Source organism: Thalassoglobus sp., assembly GCF_048270125.1.
In the GTDB taxonomy this organism is placed as follows: Bacteria; Planctomycetota; Planctomycetia; order Planctomycetales; family Planctomycetaceae; genus Thalassoglobus.
The window spans coordinates 20,645-40,220 of record NZ_JBLWTN010000015.1; the positions used below are offsets into that span (position 1 = coordinate 20,645).

General features: G+C 49.1%; 20 protein-coding genes. 14 read left to right on the forward strand and 6 right to left on the reverse strand.

Features of this window, described 5'->3' with window-relative positions; translation table 11 throughout:
* Positions 1–76: 76 nt before the first annotated feature.
* Together ACN0YR_RS15945 and ACN0YR_RS15950 are read right to left on the reverse strand one after the other, a co-directional pair.
* On the reverse strand, positions 77–1,330 hold the full coding sequence (locus ACN0YR_RS15945; RefSeq protein ID WP_417850235.1) for a protoglobin domain-containing protein: 1,254 nt from the start codon (positions 1,328–1,330) through the stop codon (positions 77–79).
* Between the two features lie 162 nt (positions 1,331–1,492).
* Positions 1,493–1,960, reverse strand: a complete 468-nt coding sequence (locus tag ACN0YR_RS15950; protein WP_145196958.1) for a hypothetical protein — start codon at positions 1,958–1,960, stop codon at positions 1,493–1,495.
* Between the two features lie 817 nt (positions 1,961–2,777).
* Here ACN0YR_RS15950 and ACN0YR_RS15955 point away from each other — a divergent pair.
* Together ACN0YR_RS15955 and ACN0YR_RS15960 are read left to right on the forward strand one after the other, a co-directional pair.
* On the forward strand, positions 2,778–3,332 hold the full coding sequence (locus ACN0YR_RS15955; protein ID WP_197442088.1) for an RNA polymerase sigma factor: 555 nt from the start codon (positions 2,778–2,780) through the stop codon (positions 3,330–3,332).
* 1 nt (position 3,333) lies between these two features.
* On the forward strand, positions 3,334–4,182 hold the full coding sequence (locus tag ACN0YR_RS15960) for an anti-sigma factor family protein (RefSeq protein WP_417850236.1): 849 nt from the start codon (positions 3,334–3,336) through the stop codon (positions 4,180–4,182).
* 118 nt (positions 4,183–4,300) lie between these two features.
* Here the strand turns inward: ACN0YR_RS15960 and ACN0YR_RS15965 are convergent, their stop codons facing one another.
* Positions 4,301–4,705 carry a response regulator gene (locus ACN0YR_RS15965; RefSeq protein WP_145196954.1) on the reverse strand — a complete coding sequence of 135 codons (405 nt, stop codon included), beginning with the start codon at positions 4,703–4,705 and terminating at the stop codon, positions 4,301–4,303.
* Between the two features lie 358 nt (positions 4,706–5,063).
* Between ACN0YR_RS15965 and ACN0YR_RS15970 the strand changes: the two genes are divergently transcribed.
* From ACN0YR_RS15970 to ACN0YR_RS16025, 12 genes are all read left to right on the forward strand, one after another.
* Positions 5,064–5,810 (forward strand): protein containing YHS domain protein, encoded by a 747-nt coding sequence (locus ACN0YR_RS15970; protein WP_417850237.1) that lies wholly within the window; start codon positions 5,064–5,066, stop codon positions 5,808–5,810.
* A gap of 406 nt (positions 5,811–6,216) precedes the next feature.
* Positions 6,217–7,623 carry a F0F1 ATP synthase subunit beta gene (atpD, locus tag ACN0YR_RS15975; RefSeq protein ID WP_145196950.1) on the forward strand — a complete coding sequence of 469 codons (1,407 nt, stop codon included), beginning with the start codon at positions 6,217–6,219 and terminating at the stop codon, positions 7,621–7,623.
* Complete coding sequence (locus ACN0YR_RS15980) at positions 7,620–8,015, forward strand: F0F1 ATP synthase subunit epsilon (RefSeq protein WP_145196948.1); 396 nt, start codon at positions 7,620–7,622, stop codon at positions 8,013–8,015. Before atpD ends, ACN0YR_RS15980 begins: the two co-directional genes overlap by 4 nt.
* Positions 8,008–8,379: an AtpZ/AtpI family protein gene (locus ACN0YR_RS15985; RefSeq protein WP_145196946.1), complete on the forward strand. Its 372-nt coding sequence runs from the start codon at positions 8,008–8,010 to the stop codon at positions 8,377–8,379. Before ACN0YR_RS15980 ends, ACN0YR_RS15985 begins: the two co-directional genes overlap by 8 nt.
* Complete coding sequence (locus tag ACN0YR_RS15990; RefSeq protein WP_417850238.1) at positions 8,369–8,671, forward strand: ATP synthase subunit I; 303 nt, start codon at positions 8,369–8,371, stop codon at positions 8,669–8,671. The genes ACN0YR_RS15985 and ACN0YR_RS15990 overlap by 11 nt, the downstream gene beginning before the upstream one ends.
* Positions 8,668–9,369: a F0F1 ATP synthase subunit A gene (locus ACN0YR_RS15995; RefSeq protein WP_145196942.1), complete on the forward strand. Its 702-nt coding sequence runs from the start codon at positions 8,668–8,670 to the stop codon at positions 9,367–9,369. Before ACN0YR_RS15990 ends, ACN0YR_RS15995 begins: the two co-directional genes overlap by 4 nt.
* 2 nt (positions 9,370–9,371) lie before the next feature.
* The gene (locus ACN0YR_RS16000; RefSeq protein ID WP_145196940.1) at positions 9,372–9,653 is read left to right on the forward strand and encodes a F0F1 ATP synthase subunit C; all 282 of its coding nucleotides are present in this window, start codon (positions 9,372–9,374) and stop codon (positions 9,651–9,653) included.
* Positions 9,654–9,674: 21 nt separating this feature from the next.
* Positions 9,675–10,502, forward strand: coding sequence for a hypothetical protein (locus ACN0YR_RS16005; protein ID WP_145196938.1), 828 nt, complete (start codon positions 9,675–9,677; stop codon positions 10,500–10,502).
* Between the two features lie 55 nt (positions 10,503–10,557).
* Entirely contained in the window at positions 10,558–12,051 is a 1,494-nt protein-coding gene (locus ACN0YR_RS16010) for an alternate F1F0 ATPase, F1 subunit alpha (protein WP_417850239.1), read from the forward strand.
* Between the two features lie 86 nt (positions 12,052–12,137).
* Entirely contained in the window at positions 12,138–13,025 is an 888-nt protein-coding gene (locus ACN0YR_RS16015) for a F0F1 ATP synthase subunit gamma (protein ID WP_145196934.1), read from the forward strand.
* Positions 13,026–13,214: 189 nt separating this feature from the next.
* The gene (locus tag ACN0YR_RS16020) at positions 13,215–14,684 is read left to right on the forward strand and encodes a TolC family protein (RefSeq protein WP_417850240.1); all 1,470 of its coding nucleotides are present in this window, start codon (positions 13,215–13,217) and stop codon (positions 14,682–14,684) included.
* Positions 14,685–14,782: 98 nt separating this feature from the next.
* A complete protein-coding gene (locus tag ACN0YR_RS16025) occupies positions 14,783–16,312 on the forward strand; it encodes a multicopper oxidase domain-containing protein (RefSeq protein WP_417850241.1) in 1,530 nt (509 codons plus the stop codon).
* Positions 16,313–16,340: 28 nt separating this feature from the next.
* Here ACN0YR_RS16025 and ACN0YR_RS16030 read toward each other — a convergent pair whose 3' ends face one another.
* The 3 genes from ACN0YR_RS16030 to ACN0YR_RS16040 form a co-directional block, all read right to left on the reverse strand.
* Entirely contained in the window at positions 16,341–17,336 is a 996-nt protein-coding gene (locus ACN0YR_RS16030; protein WP_417850242.1) for a potassium channel family protein, read from the reverse strand.
* An 18-nt stretch (positions 17,337–17,354) separates the two neighbouring features.
* Complete coding sequence (locus ACN0YR_RS16035) at positions 17,355–18,725, reverse strand: APC family permease (protein WP_417850243.1); 1,371 nt, start codon at positions 18,723–18,725, stop codon at positions 17,355–17,357.
* A 414-nt stretch (positions 18,726–19,139) separates the two neighbouring features.
* Positions 19,140–19,544, reverse strand: a complete 405-nt coding sequence (locus ACN0YR_RS16040; protein ID WP_145196924.1) for a heavy metal-responsive transcriptional regulator — start codon at positions 19,542–19,544, stop codon at positions 19,140–19,142.
* Positions 19,545–19,576: the final 32 nt, after the last annotated feature.

Genomic DNA, 19,576 nt, shown 5'->3' on the forward strand with positions numbered 1-19,576 from the left:
GGAATCGCTCAGTCATCAATACGAGTCCTGCTGCGGAGTTGATCTGGAACACATTTTGTGCACTTGCCATGGCGATCTAAAGATTTTTGAATGCGTGATTCGTGGGCTCCCAGAGTGATTCTGTGGGAAGACAGAAGGAAAAACGACTGCCTTTCCCAACGACTGACTCGACCCAAACTTGCCCTCCATGCTGTTCAGTAATTCGCTTTACGAAATACAGACCGAGTCCCTTTCCGTCGTGGTTTCGGCCATCACTTCGATAAAACGGCTGGAATATTTGTGTTTGCTGCTCTGGGGGAATTCCAGAACCATTATCAGAGACTGTGAATATGTGTCGTTCACGAGTCGTCTGAGCTTCAATCTCGATGCGCCCTCCAGTTGGAGAAAGATGATGCGTGGCATTGGAGACAAGATTTGCGAAAACTTCTCGTAGTCCGATGGGATCAGCCCAAACGCGAGGAGCTTCACTGGGCAAAATGAGTTGAACGTCAGTTCCATCAGCGTACATTGGTAGCCGGTCCTGAATCTCGGCCAGAAGGCGACCTGTTTCAACCCATTGTGGAGTTCCCGTGAGATCAGACTTCGACAAAATATCTTCAACAACTTTCATGACCTGATGACATCTTTCATTCGCTGACCGCAATGCATCCCGTGCAGCGACTGGAATCTCTTCCGAAAAATCATCGACCACTTCCTCAATAACGTTACCGATTGCATTGAGGGAACCACGAATTTCATGCCCCGCAAGTTTGGCATATTGGCGAGATTTCACTTCCGTGTGGTAGTACATCTGCAGAGCCTGTTCGAGTTCTGAATTGTGTCGTTTCAGCGACTTCTTGGATTCCGCGAAATATGTCTCCAATGTCAAACCAATGTCGAGCAAGATCACTTTAAGAAGAGACAGAAGTTGTTTGGGGACTTCCTTGCCCAGAGACGCAGCAAAGGCCGGAAAGCACTCTTGCAAATAGATGTTGTATGCACCGAGATACCAACGCGGTTCCAAACCAATCTGTTGGTGTTTCTGCCCAATCTGCAATCGCTTACGAGCGTATTCAGCATCATATTTCCCGGAAAGCAATTCACTGAAGTACTCAATTTGCATGCTTTTAAGACGCGCAATAAGTCGCGGATCTTTTAAAAACTTACTTGTCGTCGTATATGACAACAGGTGGTCGTAGAAGTTTTCGATCAGTTGTGAGGCGATACTCGTAAAACTGCTCTGTAGCTCCGCGACAAATTTTTCATCTTCTCCAGTCAGCTTTAGGAAATGTTTCTGTTCTTCGAGTTGTCGTTCATTGACGGTGTTGTCGTCCATTGACTGGGCACTCATAGTTGTTCCTCACGACTCAAATTTGACAGTGAATTCCCTGAATTGGACGATTCATAGGCGGGCTCGATGCACGCAAGCTGCTTTTCACTCTCTTGGCTTATGAGCCCTTTCGTGAACACGTTTGAACTGTGCTCCCGAGAAGGGCTCCAGAAACACATTTTCTCACTCACCCGGATTTTGGTCACCATGCTCGCCAGCTTGGTGAGCAGCGTGGTCATGGTGCTCCTTGAGTTTCGCCAGGTATTCTTCTGGGTTTTCAGTCACTTTTTTGACACAGCCCTTACAGCAGACCCAGACGTCTTGGTTTTCGAGGCTGACCTTGAGCGGAGTTCCCATCGACCCCAGCATCTCTTCCGTCACAGGACAGATGTGCTGCTGCATGGCTGCTTTTTGGTCCGTCTCGGACAACTCGGCCAGACCTTCTTTCATGGCCTGGTGGTCGTGCCCTTCATGACTGTGGTCTCCATGGTCATGATCATCTCCAACATCCTCATTGGGAGAAGTAGAGACCGGAGAAGGTGATGTCGATGAAGTGGTTGAGGCGGAATCACTGCAGCCTGCTAGCCCGATCATGAGACCAGTGCCAACAACTGCCAAGATAGCGAAAGACGCAAATGTGAAACGGTTCATCTTAAGTTGCTCCTGTTATGGAAAATGATTGAAATCAATCACCGAGTGGGGATCTGGCGCGACATGCGCCAAATCGTGTGTTGTTGCGGTTTGAGAGTGAACTCGCTCTCAATACGACAAAAAGAGTTTTGACCGAATTAAAGAATCGTCCGCTTCTTGAAGCACTTGCGGACACAACGGTGCCATTAGAGTTGTAAGCGGCATAGAAGAACGGTGGCTGACGTTCCTTGAGTCGCAAGCGAGGCTAACCAGACGTCCCCATGCCTTGCGCCACTGAGTTGGTCAAAGATTGAGAACAGCACATGCGTCGAATCACTGTTAGTCTCAGCATCACTCCCAAGGCTGTCTTCGATAATGAATATTGCAACAGGCTGATGATGGCAATCGCAAGGATGATTCAAAGACTTGCAGCAGTTGCCTGCCTGGTGACATCGGGATTGTCGAGAGGCACATCTCGGACAGTTCTCTAGAATTTGACCGGACTTCTGTACATTCTCGCTGTCCCTACTCGCACTCATGCTGCCCTCACTCACACTACTCTCACCCACTGTGCAACAGCGACAGGCCTCGGATGGGATTCCTGAGGCGAGCAAGGCTAAGATTGTGAGTATGACTGTCATGAGTAGGTCTGTTCTCCTTAACCTTTTGATGCCAGAAAGGAGGAGCTTCTTCACAAGAATCCAATTTTTTTGTAAAAACGGTGCTCATCGATGAAAACGTTTCGTTGAGAAGCCTCAGCACTCGCTCAATTTTCAAGAAATCAAAGAATCTCCCGAAGGAAATCTGGTCTCAGATCATCTAAATCAGGTGTAGATGAGTGCCGTTCAAACAACTCATGGCGACTTCACAACTCCATCTCGACATTTCCGCTTGTCAGCGTGGTGACCGTGAAGCACAACGCCTCTTGTTTGAAGAGTACAACCAGCGAGTTTTCCGACTGGCAGGGAAGATTGTCGGAAAATGTGATGCTGCTGATTTGACTCAACAAATTTTCCTCAAAGTCTTTCAGAAAATTTCACAATTTGAACATCAATCACAGTTTCAGACATGGTTGTATCGTTTGGCCACCAATGAGTGCTTACAGCATCTCAGATCGCGTGCACGCAATCGAGAATTTTCTGCGGATGTCGATGTCGCAGCAAAGACCTCCGATAGCACGATGGGATTAGATGACTGCGAATTGCTTGAAATGGCAATGAATCGGCTGGATCCAGACTTGCGCATGATTTTTCAGCTCCGCGAGATTGAGATGCTCAATTATGCCGAGCTTGCTGAAGTACTTCAGATATCAGAAGGGACAGTCGGTTCACGACTCAACCGCGCGAGAAAGTTATTGCGAGAGCATCTTATAGATCTAGGTTGGGAAAGCTGACATGAGCGAGCATGAAATGACATGTAAAAATACACAAAGCTTGCTTTCGCATTTTTTCGATCATCAACTCGATGAACAACAGCGAGAGACCATCTCAGAACACTTGGAACATTGTTCGGATTGTTCACGGGTTCTGAATGACTATAAGCAACTCTCAGTTTTAAACCAGGCAATCGAGAGCCCTCAACCGCCAGCCAACCTTTGGGCGAAAATTCAACAAGACTTAGATGGTCAACCAGCAGATCCCGCTCCGCTGATCCTGACAACTCCTCGAAGACAGGTGGCACGACCATGGGTGGTCGCAGTACTGCTTCTAATGGTCTTCGGCATTTCATTTGTCGCAATTCAGAGCCAATCTCATGACCATCAACATACGATGGTCACGATCGAATTCGATGAATATCTAGATTCATACGCCGCGAGCCCGCAGCAGGCACTGAAGGACCTTTTTAGTGAATACCCTCAGCGAACGGTCAGTGTTGAGACTGCAACAAAACAAGTCGGCTATCGTCCTGTCGTCGCGAATTCGCTGCCCAGCGGCTATACGGTCGAATCGATTCAATTACTGAAGATGCCTTGCTGTGAATGCGTCAAGACAATGTGCACCAGTGATTCTGGAGACCCTTTTGTCGTGTTTGAACATGATGCTGAACAAGCGATTTGGTTCGGTCATCGGGAAAAACGACAGTGCGACTGTGGTGGAAAACCGACGACGGTCATGGAGTTCGATCAGCAAATTGCTGCCACATGGCGAGTCGGTAAGCGGTCGGTTTCGGTCGTCGGCCTCAAAGATGTGCAGGAGGTCGAAAAGCTAATGCCCTATCTTGGGCGCGATCCATCCGCTGGTTAGAGCAGTCTTCTCGACAATCACTTCGATTCTAGACATTCCTCACTTTCTTTGTGAACTCGCACAGCAGAATGCATCACCCATTTGAAGATTGATTTAATTCTCCAATGGCTGTACGAAATCAAGCCCCTTCAGTTGCTGTTGGTGATTGTTTCAAGGCCGTTTGAATACAGAGCAACAGTTCATTGAATGAACATGGTTTCCGGCAATAGCAATCGGCTGGAAGCTTTGAGGCTTGCAAAACTTCTTCCGGAATCTCTTCGACCGCGGCTGTACAAATCACCGTGGCGAGGAATCGCCCTTGACTCATCAACGTGCGATAAAGCTCCAGACCAAAGAGCTGGTTCACTGCTGGCTCAAGTAGCAAGAGATCGATTTCATCCTCTGTACCGAGATAGGAAAATGCCGACTCCGCAGAGTTGGCTTCCAAAACACGAATCCCCATTCTTCTCAGTCGACGAGAAACGGTTGTTCGTGACAGTTCGTCATCGTCAACGTAGAGAATTGTGGTTTCTTGAGAGTTCATTGCGTTTGATCCTCGATCGAAAATCACTGAGGTGACAGGTGGATGAGGCACTTCTTGTGCCGAAATGACTGTGCTCAATAATTTTCTGAGAAAGTCTGCTTGCCACACCCTCAGAGCTTCTGATTAAAGTATCAACTCATATCTCCGATCAATCTGTTTCCAATTCTTAGGACCAAGCTGTCACCGTCCTCGGTCAATTCGCCCTGTGTTGAGCTACATCGCCGGTTAGAGGGGCGGAGATTGAACGGCAAACCTGGGTATGCCATTTGCTAACCGTTGATCCAGACAAGAACTTGTAGACAAAGAAAACGTAATGAACGATCAAAAAAGAGGCCTCCAAGCTGTTCCTGGTCAACGCATGTCATTGAAAATTGGAGTGATGGGAAGTGCGGCCACTGGACAGGATACTGAAACGCTTCAAACCGCTCGACTGCTTGGCGAAGAGATTGCCCGGGCTGGCTGCGTCACGATTACTGGTGCCTGTCCAGGTCTTCCTCTTGCCGCTGCACAAGGAGCACATACGGTTGGAGGGCAGGTAATCGGCATTTCGCCAGGGCTGAGTCTCGACGAACATCTTTATAAATATCATTCTCCCGCAGAGTTTCACGACGTACTCATATTCACGGGTAGCGGGTTGATGGGGCGTGAAGTTGTCAATATTCGGTCTTCTGACATCGTGGTGATTGTAGGTGGGAGCAGCGGGACGTTAGGAGAATTGGCAATCGCCTATGATGAAGGAAAGCTTATTGGCGTTCTCACGGGGACCGGTGGAATTACCGATGTCATCCCACAGATCTTGAAGGCTTGTCAGAAAGAGACAGGAGCTCGGTTGATCTATGATAACCACCCTCAAAAATTGATCGAGCAATTGTTGGAAGTTTATCGTACCGAACACTATCAACACCCTTCTTGCTTTTGCATGGCATGCGAGACGGTGGAAACTCAGGGAGATCTTGCGACTGTTCGCGACCCTGTTTGCGGGATGTGGCTTGATCCGAAGTGCGCTGGGACAACAAAGAAGATCAATGACGTAGTCATCTATTTCTGCTGTTCAGCATGTGCAACAGAGTTTGAAGCCAATCCTTCCAGGTATAGCGTCACTTAACCAGCTGGGTTGGAAACATGATCAGAGAACGTTAAGCGAAATGAACACACAACTCATCAAAGTCATTTTGCGGCGAGAACGAGCATACGTTTTGGTTCAAATTCCTATAACATGTTCTGAGCCTCACAGGATGCCTAAAGAATTTCGGATGACCTTTTTGAATAGGTCGAGAAGCAAATTATCTGATCTGTTTGCTTGCAGACCCGTTGCGGGCGAATACGCCCATCGCTGAGCGATTTTGCACTGACAGGTCGTGTGATCGCTACACGAGCGGGAACCTAAACCAAAGACTTTTTGCGAGGAACCAATAAATCTGTAAAACCTGGACATCGTTAAGGCGACAGGTATTGGTTTTGCGTTCTTGACCGTTTGATAAACATCAAACACAACATTTGGTAATTTAATCGTGAACCAACTCAATAAAGACACAAATCTGAACTCTGGAACGGTCGTTTCAGTCCGAGGGAGTGTTGTTGATGCTGAATTCAAAGAATCGTTGCCTCCGGTTCATCACGAGTTGCATACGGGGGACGATGGCGAGATCGTCATCGAAGTATTGACGCAACTCGACAATCAGACCGTCCGTGGAATCGCATTGACTCCCGCAAGAGGTCTTGCACGCGGTGCGAAGATTGAGGACACAGGTCATCCACTTCGTGTTCCGGTTGGGCGTGAATTGCTCGGGAGAATGCTGAACGTTTTTGGTGAACCTGTCGATCAAGGAGAGCGCTTTTCCAACTGCGAATGGAGATCGATTCATCACGAGTCACCAGAGCTCGTTGATCGTCCAACACATGCTGATATTTTTCTGACAGGTATCAAAGCGATTGACGTGTTGGCTCCACTTGAAAGGGGTGGAAAAGCGGGGCTGTTTGGAGGAGCTGGTGTTGGCAAAACGGTGTTAATCACGGAGCTCATTAATAACGTGGTGGGTGAGCACGAAGGTGTCAGTCTCTTCTGCGGTATTGGAGAACGCTGTCGAGAAGCTGAAGAATTATACCGGGAAATGAAAGTCGCGGGAGTCTTGGAAAACACGGCAATGCTTTTCGGCCAAATGAATGAACCGCCAGGAGCGCGTTATCGTGTCGGGCATGCAGCGTTGACGATGGCAGAATATTTCCGCGACGATTGCCGACAGGATGTCCTTCTACTGATTGACAATATTTTCCGATTTGTTCAAGCGGGGACCGAAGTCTCGGGCTTGATGGGCGAACTCCCTTCTCGTGTTGGTTACCAACCAACATTGGCGTCCGACTTGGCGGAATTGGAAGAACGGATTTGTACGACTTCCAATGGGTCAATCACTTCTGTTCAGGCGGTTTATGTTCCGGCTGACGATTTCACCGATCCATCTGCTGTGCATACGTTCGCTCATCTCTCAACGTCAATTGTGCTCTCCAGAAAGCGTGCCTCCGAAGGACTCTACCCTGCGATTGACCCTTTGCAATCCGGCTCAAAAATGTTGATGCCTCCCATCGTGGGGGAGCGACATTATCGTATTGCTCAAGACGTTCGTCGAACGCTTGCGCAATACGAAGACCTCAAAGACATCATCGCCATGCTTGGTTTAGAGGAACTTTCGAGTACAGACAGGAAAACCGTCAATCGGGCTCGGCGGCTGGAACGCTTCCTGACTCAACCGTTCTACACGACTGGTCAATTTACTGGTCACGAAGGGCGCATCGTCTCTTTAGAAGATGCGTTGAGGGGGTGCGAACGAATTTTGGAAGATGAATTCTATGACATGCCAGAACGAGCGTTATACATGATCGGTGCTGTGGATGAAGTTCAGCGGAAGGAGGTCTCCCCATGATACTGAAAGTCCTTTTACCAACATCAATCTTACTTGACGAAACCGTAACGAAAGTGGTCGCCGAGGGGCAAAACGGATTGTTCTGTTTATTACCGAAACATGTCGATTTTGTGTCCGCACTTGTTCCTGGAATCTTAACATTTCAAACAGAAGATCAGGTTGAACAGTATCTTGCCGTTGGAGAAGGGATCCTGGTCAAGACAGATTCGATCATTCGTGTTTCGACCAGACATGCCGTTCGCGGAACAGATTTGGGGCAACTCCGGCAAAAGGTGAAGTACGAGTTTGAATCACTCGATGACCGTGAACGTGCTGCACGCACTGCAATTGCACAACTGGAAGTCGATTTTGCACGTCGTTTTCTACAATTGAAGGAGCGCTCTCATGTCTAAATCAACGAATGAGAATCACAATACTGAACGCTCTGAAATTGAACGGCAGGTCGCAGCGAAAGAAGCTCGTAGACTCAGGGCGCAATCAGAAAAGAATCAGAGTGTCTGGTTTGGTTTAGGAATGATGGGACTCGTTGGTTGGTCGGTGGCGATTCCAGCATTGATCGGAGTCAGCGTGGGAGTTTGGATCGACACGACCTGGCGGAGTCCTTACTCATTTGCACTCATGTTGCTGCTTTTCGGGATTTTCATTGGCTGTCTCAATGCCTGGAAATGGGTGGAACGTGAACGATCTAAAGAGATCCCGCCGCATCGCAAACAAACTGAACATGCTGAGATGAAAGGCTCGGGAAATGCAAAGTAGCATTCTGGAACTCATGTTATCACTTCTCGCAGGTGGACTACTGGGACTCCTTTTTTATGGAAGCCTTTGGCTCACTATTCGTCAGTTGCCACGAACGAAGCAACCAGCATTGTTGTTTCTGGGAAGCTTTCTCGTCAGGATGTCAATCACATTATTCGGATTCTGGATTGTCATGGCTGGTCAATGGGAGCGGGCTCTTGCTTGCCTGTTCGGTTTTGTCATCTCTCGCATTCTGATGACACTATGGTTACAGCCGCATTCGCAGCATGCACCTGCTGAGGTAATCAAATGAACGCAATTCAGATCAATCCCGATACCCCAATCTGGGAATGGGGACCGTTCGTTTTAAATCAGACGTTGATCTTTACCTGGATTTCGATGGCGGTGCTGGTCGCTCTTTCCTGGTTGATGACGCGCACACTCTCCAGTGACACAAATTTTTCACGCGGACAGAACTTGTTGGAAGTGTTGGTCGAGACTTTACAGAATCAAATTCGTGAAGTCAGCGGTCAACAGACCGGCTCCTACCTCCCATTTATTGGGACGCTGTTTTTATTCATTGCAATTTCGAATTTACTAGCAATTGTGCCCGGTTATTATCCTCCGACAGGTTCGCTCTCGACGACAGCAGCTCTAGCGACATGTGTGTTTGTCGCTGTCCCGGTGTACGGAATCTCTAAAACTGGACTCAGTGCTTATCTACGACAGTACTTGCAACCTTCGGTGTTTATGCTCCCTTTTAATATCATCGGAGAACTCTCTCGAACTTTGGCACTCGCTGTCCGACTCTACGGAAACATGATGAGCGGTACAGTCATTGGAGCAATCCTGTTGGGATTCGTGCCTCTATTCGTTCCCATTGTCATGCAACTCTTCGGCTTACTCACTGGCATGATTCAAGCTTACATTTTTGCAATCCTGGCGATGGTTTATATCGCATCCGCAACTCAAGCACAGTCCACTTCAACTCTTGATTCAGAAGGAAACTAATTATGGATACGCAAACGGTGATCGCGGCAGCTTCCATTATCTCCGCAGGTTTGACGATTGCTATTGGTTCGATTGGACCGGCACTCGGAGAAGGTCGCGCGTTGGCTCAAGCTCTCAACGCCATCGCTCAACAACCCGATGAGGCTAACACAATCACCAGAACACTATTTGTTGGTTTGGCAATGGTGGAGTCGACTGCAATCTATTGCTTTGTTGTCTCGATGATTTTGATCTTTGCAAATCCATTTTGGAATTTTTTTCTCGAAGCCGCAGCGACTCAATAACCTCATCACCAGGACGAACAGATGTCGATAAACTGGTTTACATTTCTTGCTCAGATTCTCAACTTTCTGGTCCTGGTTTGGCTCTTAAAGCGATTCCTCTATGGACCAATCATACAAGCAATGAATGAACGTGAACAAAAAATCGCAGCGAAGCTCAATGACGCAGATGCAGCGAAACAACATTCAGAGCAACAAGCGTTGATCCACGAGAATAAAATTCAGGAGCTTGAGCAAGTCCGTGAAAAGCTGGTCGCAGAAGCAAAACACGACGTTCAGAAATGGCGTGACGAACAGATTCAGACTGCTCGAACTGATGTGGAGAAAACTCGCAAGGAATGGTTCGCAGGACTTCAACGAGAGCAAGAGGCATTTATTCAAGAGCTTCAGCGTCGGACTGCGGACCATGCCTATGACACAGCGCGAAAAATCCTGAGCGAACTCGCAGACGTAAAGCTTGAAGAACAGGTGATCACAGTCTTTCTTCAAAAACTTAAACAACTCACGCCTTCTGCCAAACAAGAGATCGAGAAGTTCCTGCAAGAATCGGATGACGGGGGCGCCATTGTCACCGCGTTTGCATTGTCTGCGACGCAGCAAACGAAAATTACTGATGCAGTTAAAGAAACCTTTTCGGTAGACACCGATTACGAATTCCGCTTTCGACCAGAGTCTCTTTGCGGGATTGAGTTGATGGTTCCGGGGCGCAAACTCTCCTGGACTGTCAACGAGGCACTTGAAACATTGCAAGAGGATTTGTCAGGACTGCTTCAAATTGGTTTCGCCTCAGTGAACCATCAAGATGCCCCCCTCGATCATCAAACAGAATTTGGCATTGCGACTCAATCATAACGCTCATTTTGCTGACTGAAATAAGGAGTTTACGTTGCGAGAAGATGCGACTGAAATGAATTCTGTTTTGAATGAGACATTTGCAGCATTGGACTCGCTGCAGTCTTCACATCCATTCGAGCTGAAACTGACAGAAACAGGACAAGTGACTTCAGTCGGACGGGGTGTCGCTCGTGTGAATGGTCTGAAAGACGCACGTTCAGAAGAACTCTTGCGTTTTCCTGGAAATCAGTTGGGGATGGCATTCAATCTCGACGCAAATGAGATCGGTGTGATCCTGTTGGACCAGAATGACTCGTTAGCAGCAGGTGATGAAGTCCGTCGAACTCATCGTGTCCTTGATGTCCCCGTCGGAAATTCTCTAATTGGACGCGTCGTTGATCCTGTCGGACGAGCATTAGATGGACTCGGACCAGTCCAGACTCAACAGCGAAGACCGTGCGAGCAGGACGCAGCACCGATTATGAATCGCGATCCTGTGACGGTGCCTTTACAAACCGGAATTAAAGTGATCGACGCGCTGATCCCGATTGGGCGTGGACAACGAGAATTGATTGTCGGTGATCGTCAAACCGGTAAAACAGCGATTGCGATCGACACCATTCTAAATCAAACCGATAAAGATGTGATCTGCATCTACTGTGCAATCGGACAGCGTAACACAGCGATAGCGAAGACGATTGCAGACCTGCGTGAGCGAGGTGCCCTTGAGTACTCTGTAGTCGTCGTCGCTGAAGGAGACTCCTCTCCAGGAATGCAATTTGTGGCTCCTTATGCCGCCACAACGATTGGCGAATACTTCATGGAGCAAGGCAAAGATGTTCTCGTTGTGTACGATGATCTGACCGTACATGCACGAGCTTACCGCGAGTTGTCCCTTTTACTGCGTCGCCCTCCCGGACGAGAAGCGTTTCCGGGAGATATCTTTTATCTGCATTCACGTCTTCTCGAACGTTCTACTCACCTCAACCAGCAGCATGGTGGTGGCTCGCTGACAGCGCTGCCAATTGCGGAGACTGAGGCTCAAAATGTTTCAGCTTATATTCCGACGAATTTGATTTCGATTACTGATGGACAAATTTATCTCTCACCCGACCTGTTTCAGAAAGGAATTCTCCCGGCGGTCGATGTCGGTCGTTCCGTATCACGAGTTGGTGGGAAAACACAACTCGCAGCGTATCGCTCAGTCTCAGGAGACTTGCGACTCTCTTACTCTCAATTTGAAGAGCTTGAGGCATTCTCTCGTTTCAGTAGTCGCCTGGATGAGGAAACTCGTGCCACTCTGGAACGAGGTCGACGTGTCCGGGAGATTTTCAAACAACCTCAGTATCAACCACTTTCTGTCGCTGAGCAGATCGCTGTTTTGGTTGCAACAACTTCGGGGTTACTGGATTCACTGGAAATGGCCTCATTGCAGTCAACGGAAATAGCAATTCGGCAATCAATGATCAATCACCTTTCCGATCTTTGTGAACGAATTGAAGCTGGTGAAAAGCTTACTGCTGAAGATCGGCAACTGATTATCGACGCTGCCAGGAAAACCTTATGAATCGACAAAATGCTTGTGTATCGTCTTTTTTCACCGCGGCGCTTAAAGCATGATCGATTGCTCTCGTAACTACGAATGTTTCTGAAATGCAAACTCTCGACACACTCAAGCGACAAATCAAGAATGTTGAAGATCTTTCCTCAGTCGTGCGGACAATGAAAACTCTGGCTGCGGTGAGCATTCGCCAATATGAACTCGCTGTAGAATCGCTCGCAGGCTACTACGGGACAATCGAAGACGGGCTACGTATTCTTCTCTGGAATCAAGCGACTGCCCCAGAAATTGACAAGCACCGCACAAATCCTCGGACGGGGGTCGTGATTTTCGGTTCAGATCAGGGAATGTGTGGTCAATTCAACGAGCAGATTGTGAATTTCACCACCGATGTGATGGCAGAGCGACTACAACAGAAAAAAGAGAAGTGGTCATTCATGGCGGTCGGTGCAAGAGTCGCGAGTCGACTCGAAGAACATGGCTACACAGTGGATCGAGTCTTTCCAGTCGCTGGCTCCGCATCAGAGATCACAACGATTGTGCAGGATTTGCTGCAAGGAATTGACCACTGGAGGTCGGAAGCGAAACTGGGAAGTGTTCAACTCCTTTACAACCAGCGACAATCTGCATCATCATATCAACCATTTCAGTTCGAGTTGCTGCCCATTGGTCCTGAAAAATTCCAGAAGATGCGTCAAAAACGCTGGGAATCTCGGACTCTTCCCCGTTACACGATGGACCAGCGTCAACTCTTTTCTCAACTGATCCAGCAGTACATATTCGTCTGCCTCTTTCGTGCTTCAGCGGAATCTTTAGCTGGTGAGAACGCCAGTCGCATTGCCAGCATGCAAGCTGCTGAACGGAATATTAAAGATCGTCTGAGCGAATTGCGGATGAGTTACCAACAAACCCGCCAAACGTCGATCACCGAGGAACTCTTAGACGTTGTCACTGGTTTTGAAGCACTTTCGGATTCATGAGCGAAACCGCTCGATTCTCTTGAAATCACGCGACGAACTTTAACGATTATTCCGATAATGGCATTCTCTTCTGCTTGCTTAATTGTGCATCAAGACTGATCGAAAATCGCGATCACTTTGTGTCAACAAATGGTCCGATCCACCATACGACATGATCATAAGATGACGACCGACAGAAGGGATGAATCGGTGAAAAACAAAGTTAAGTACAATGTCGTGGTGACCGGGAGTATCTTCGCAACGTTACTTTGGGGAAGCTCCATCGTTGCGCAAGAATCTCACCAACTTCATGTGCCTTCTGCACCCAAAGCTCTTCCGATTCCACTGGAGAGTGACACGGTGTCCAGTGATAAAGCTGGTCGTGAGTTCCTCGCTCCACCACCCACTCCCAATACCATTGGTCCAACTTGGGCTTTTTCAGATCCAGGGGAGGTGCTCGATAATCAAGATTACACATTGGAGGCGTTCCTCAGCATGGCTGCGGAATACAATCCGACCATCCGTCAGTCGCGATTGCACATCAATTCTCAGCTCAATCGTGCAATTCAGGCAGGACTCTATCCGAATCCGACCTTACGCTATCTCGGTGAGCAAATTGGGGTTGGCGGGACAGCTGGAGAATGGCAGGGAGCGGAGATCGAACAACGATTCGTCACGGCAGGCAAGCTCGAACTGAGTGAGAACAAGTATCTGCAACGAGCCAAAGTTGCAGAATTTCTCGCTGTCGCTCAGCAGTACCGTGTTTGCAATGATGTGCGAATTCACTTCGTTAAAGCTCTCGCTGCTCGCCAGATCATCGATTTGAAGAAGGAACTGCTCAAGAATGCAGAAGACAACCTCGTCACGATTCGAGAGCGATATAACGTGGGGCAGGCTTCCCGCGCTGAAGCACACCAAGCGAATGCATTGTTGCAACAGCATCGACTGGCAGTGATGAATGCTCAAAACGATTACCGTCAACATCTACTCGAATTGATTTCACTCACAGGTGCGGAATTATCAGTTCCCAGTTTGAACGGAGAACTCAAGTCGTCACGAGATCTCATTGATTTTGATTCAGCCTACGCAAACATTCTTGCTCAAAGCCCTGAATTATGTGCTGCTCACGCTAAGCTCCGTGAAGATTTGATTACTGTGCAGAGAGAACGAGTCGAGTGGGTCCCCGATATCGTTGCCGGTACTGGAGCCGGCTACAACTTTGATGCGCGGGAAACGACCTACAGCGCCATGTTGTCCCTCGAAATTCCACTTTATGATCGTAACCAAGGCACGATTAAGCAGGCGGAAGCGGACTACAGCCGTCAGCAGAGTGAGATTCGAAGAACCGAGCTCGACCTGCGTCGACGCCTGTCAGTTGAATATGGACGCTACCTGACAGCTGCACAAAACGTGCAGAATTATGAAACTGTCATTCTGCCCGAACGAAAGAAGGCGTACAGCTTGGTGCTATCAAGCTACAAAGCCAATCGTATTGCCTGGGATGACGTACTCACCGCCTATGACGACTACACACGGGCACGTGTCGAGTATGTGATGAATCTCTCTGCTCAACGGACCAGCGAAATTTTGATTGACGGTTTCCTGCTTCATGGTGGTCTACAAACACCGAGCGGTCCATTGCCAGGTGGACACATCGACTCTGTGCCGAAACCACGGTAATCGGCGACTCGAACTTCACCCGTTCTCGACTTCATCCATTCATCTATCATTGAGGGATCGTTACGCGAGTCCCGTCCTGTTATACCAAGGTCTGAATCATGTCAAACGAAATCCCTCCCCAAGGTCGGCGAGACTTCCTCAAGAAAGGAACTCTGGCTGCCGTCGCATTCTCTGCCGGAGCCTCTGTCTCACAAGGACAAGAACCAGCTCCAGAGGCTACAGGACCGGGAGTCCCGAAGAAGCCTCTTCCTCCGACAGTCGAACACAAGCATTCCCACGTTGAAGCCGAGTACGATGGTTTCTCTCGCTATCAACCCTCACGCGGTCACGATCCGGATAGCGACTATTACCTCGGTAAGCTCGTTCCCGGATTTCGCAAACCAGCCGATGGTCCCGCCCCTATCACAACTCCTGACCTGGAGAAACTCCCGTTCAAGATGGTCGATGGAGTGAAGGAGTTTCACGTTTCAGCCGAAGAAGTCAGTCGCGAATTCCTGCCTGGCTACCACATGAACGTCTACGGGTATAACGGCAGCCTGCCCGGTCCGTTGATCGAGATCAACCAGGGCGATCGTATTCGCATTCTGGTCACCAACAATCTCAGCGAAGCGACAAACTTCCATATGCATGGGTTCGAAATGCCGGTGCAGTACGACGGCGCTGCGGAAATGACGCAGAATCCGATCAAACCCGGCAAGACCTTCAAATACGAGTTTGATGTCCACGAAGAGGGCACGTTTTTCTATCACTCCCATGTCGCGATGCAGGAAGCAATGGGTATGGTTGGCCCGATTGTCGTGCATCCTGCCAAGCCGTTTGATCCGCCGGTCGATCGCGACTTCATGCTCGTCTTTCAAAACTTCTTCATTCTGCCGAATCAAACAGTCTCGGACTCATGGTCGATGGACTGGAACTGGCACACAATCAATGGACGTAGCGGACCATATACAACTCCTTGCGTGGTCAAACATGGCGAACGGGTGCGTGTACGGCTGATCGATTTCAGCCCGATGCAGCACCATCCCATCCACATGCACGGCCACACCTTCTGGGTCACTGCCCACGAAGGAGCACGAGCACCTAAAACAGCTTGGATTCCACGCAATACAGAACTCGTCGCGGTTGCTCAAGCCAGCGAATTCGAGTTCATCGCCAACAACCCCGGTGACTGGCAATTCCATTGTCACATGGTACATCACATGATGAATCATATGACCCGTCAGAACGGCCCCCGCATCCGCCAAAATGTTTCGGTCGATCACTACATGGAAAATCTCGACGTCCGACCGACTGTGACTGTGACGAAAACAGGACGCGGAACAGCCCCTCCCGGCTACCCTCAGAAGATGCAGGGCATGGAAATGAGCATGGAGTTCATGAAGAAAGTCTGGCAACCTAGGGAAATGAAAGGGATGCGAGAAGCGGCCCCCATGTCGATGAAAGGTCTGATGACCTCAATGCGTGTGCTGCCAGACGATCTGTTTCATCGCGTCATGGAGACCGATGAAAAGATCGAAAAAGGCTCCATCTTTGCCGAGATCGTCAACCGCTTCGGCAACCCCGCTGACTACAAAAAGACGCCACCCGGAATGATGGAGAAAATGATGATGCATGAAGGTCATTCGTAGACTACATTTTACCGATCAAAACTAGGTCTCAGCCTTCCCTGTACACGTCATTCCAATCTCGATGGTGCCACGCCAGCCATGCAGAAAGGCGATCTCGCTTTTCGCTGGTTGGTGGCATTTTCAGTTTCTCTTCGCAGTTCATCTGGGCGTTAAGTTGATCGAAATACGGCATCAACAATTGGGCTGAGTAGTCCGCCGACTCCTCACCGTTTGAATTGGTTTCACCTGTAATTAGATATACAGCTTTCCATAATGGATCGGTGATGACTTTAGGAAACGATTGAGCTGACGGCATCAGCTGTTCGCTCAGAAGGCAAGCTTCACCCAGTTTGGCGACGCCAATGGCAAAGGAATGCTGACGGTCAGGAACATGCGTATACTCGATGACCGGATACGCATCGGTCTTGACGCTCGCCAGTTGAAGCCGAAGTGTTAAATCTTGTAGTTGATTAGAAATCAACTGTCGCGACTCCGCGTCCAAGGCATACTTCAATAAGTCGACTGGAGTGTGCCCCAGATGTCCGATCGCCACCCCGATCGAACGCCTCTCATTCAACGCTGTCAGCACAGAGAATGTGTAGGTCACACAGATCGTAACGATGAAGAACCCATTTGCCGCGGCCGCTACGGATAGCAGTTGCCAGAGTGGTCCGTTCGGGATGTAATTCCCCGTTCCTAAAGTCGTAATCGTAAACCCGGCGAAGTAAATCCTGCTCAGCAGATCGGCAGGATCTTTGTTTTCACTCTCAATGACAGCCTCCGACGAGCCACAAAAAATCAACGCCCAGCCGGCCAGGAGTAGCAGCGACCACAGTACGAACGTCGCCAACAGTGCAAAGACCGATGCGTTCTTTGAAATGAACTCACGCTCACGGCTCATGCAAAATCGACCAATGAAACGGGTGAGATATTTCGAAAGAAAACCTGCTCCACTGAGTAGCAATGTCGTCACAACGGCATCGACGGTCAGGGCGAGCACAACCAAGCCGCCAATAACCGTCCAAAAATAATGAAACTCAAGCATGCGGTCGCCTTGTGATGGTCAAGAAGCTGGTTCATCGTCGTGATGTGAGGAATCGTTACGCATATCATCTTCGGTCAGGTAGTCCGGTTTCCATTTCAGGAACCATTTCTCTCCTGCGAAGATCATCACCAAGCCGACTGCAGCCACAATCAAAACTTGTGGATCAGAGGAGACTTTGACAAAGAGAAAAGCTCCTAGAACGATCACATCGAGGACGATTGCCGAGATCAGAATGAAGCCGTTGGCTTTGACGTCTTCCTTGAGATGACGAAAGACGCCCCAATGAATTGCGATGTCCATGATGATGTAGAAGATTGCTCCCAACGAGGCAATCCGGCTCAAATCGAAAAAGATTGTGAGCAGGATCGCCAAGACGATCGTATACACGAGCGTGTGTTTCTGAACGTCCCCCGGCATGCCAAGATGGCGATGTGGCACAAGCCCCATCTCGGAGAGCATCGCCAACATGCGTGAGACAGCAAATGTACTTGCAATCACTCCGGAAACGGTCGCAACAATCGCGATGCCGACAGTGAACCACACCGCATACTGCCCCAGCACGGGCCGTGCCGCTTCCGCCAACACGTAGTCCTTGGCCTTGATAATTTCGTCGAGGCTCAGACTTCCAGCGACGGCAAACGCCACGAGTAGATACAAAGCGACGCAGACCGAGATCGAAATGATGATCGCCCGGCTGACATTTTTGTGTGGATCCTTTAGTTCTCCACCACTGTTCGTAATGGTCGTGAATCCCTTGTAGCTCAGAATCCCCAAGGCTGTGGCTGCCAGAAAGCCTCCTCCGCCTGCTTCTTTCATACTGGTGACGGTTTGAAACGAAAAACCCGAGAGCCATAGCCCAATGCCCGCGAAGATGGCAATGCCGCCAATCTTGATGACAGCGGTGATCATCGACATCTTCCCGATGAAATCGTTGCCCATGATGTTCACAATGAACGCAAACACTAACAGACCTACCCCAAGCACTGGGACAAGCCAGGAATCTTCCCCGACGTCGAACAACTGCAAGGTGTAAGTTCCGAAGGTCCGGGCGACCAGGCTCTCGTTGATGACCATCGAGAAGTACATCAGCATCGCGCAGCCAGCGGTGACTGTCCCTTCTCCGTACGCTTTCTTTAGATACATCGCAATGCCACCCGCAGATGGATAAGCATTCGACATCTTGATGTAGCTGTACGCGCTGAATGCCGTCACCAGAGCAGCCGACAGAAACGCAAAGGGAAACAGGCTCCCCGCCTGATTCGCCATCTGACCGGTGAGAGCAAAAATTCCTGCCCCAATCATCACGCCAGTCCCCATCGCCACTGCACCGGGGAGGGAAAGACTTCCTTCTTTGTACTTGGAATTGCTGCTATTGATTTCGTCGGTCATATTGATCTCAGTTTGTGTTTGTGAGCAATCTCGTAATTGCCACCAAGCAATGAAATGCTTCTTCCTGCCTCACGAAAACTTCGCAAGCTCAGATACGATTTAATGGGCGAATTCGCTCGCGAAGCGAAAGTTGTTGTGTTTCTACGATCTACGCAAACACTGTACCGTGAGATTGATGAGTTATTTGGGGGGATAGGAATTCTTCAAATTCCGTACAGATGTAGCAAGAATTTCCAACGTTACGAATTAAAGATCTCTTGAAATCTTAGGTCTGCTCCGTAGATCCTAATCGCGGCATCAATATTACTTAGTGTACGGACTAGCAAAATATCAACGTCAAAAACGATCAATCAACCCGATAGCAGAAGCCGTCATTCGAGTCACATGACTGACTATCTATGTGACAAACTTATTCTATAACGCCTTGAGCTCCTTCACGACGTGGCAACATTTTGTTTGCTCTTGACCCTGACACTGGTCCAGAGCAGACTTCAGCACTTTGCGAACGTGCCGCAGGTCTTTGAGGCGTTCTTCGACATCGGTCAATCGTGCTTCAATGAGGTCCTGAACGTTGCCGCACGTTGGTGCTTTGCCTTCGCCGTCGGCAAGCAGTGATTTGACGTCTTCCAGTGTGAAGCCGATGGCTTGCGCCGCTCGGATGAACTTCAGTTTCTTAAGCGAATGGTCACTGTAGAGTCGGTAGTTCCCAAAGCTACGATCTTCTGGTTCAACGAGACCGATCCGCTCGTAGTAGCGAAGAGTGGATATGGGGATGCCAGCGGCTTTCGCCACCTCACTAATTGTCAGTCGTTTGCTCATTTCAATTCTTCACCGGCCATGTGCAAAAACGG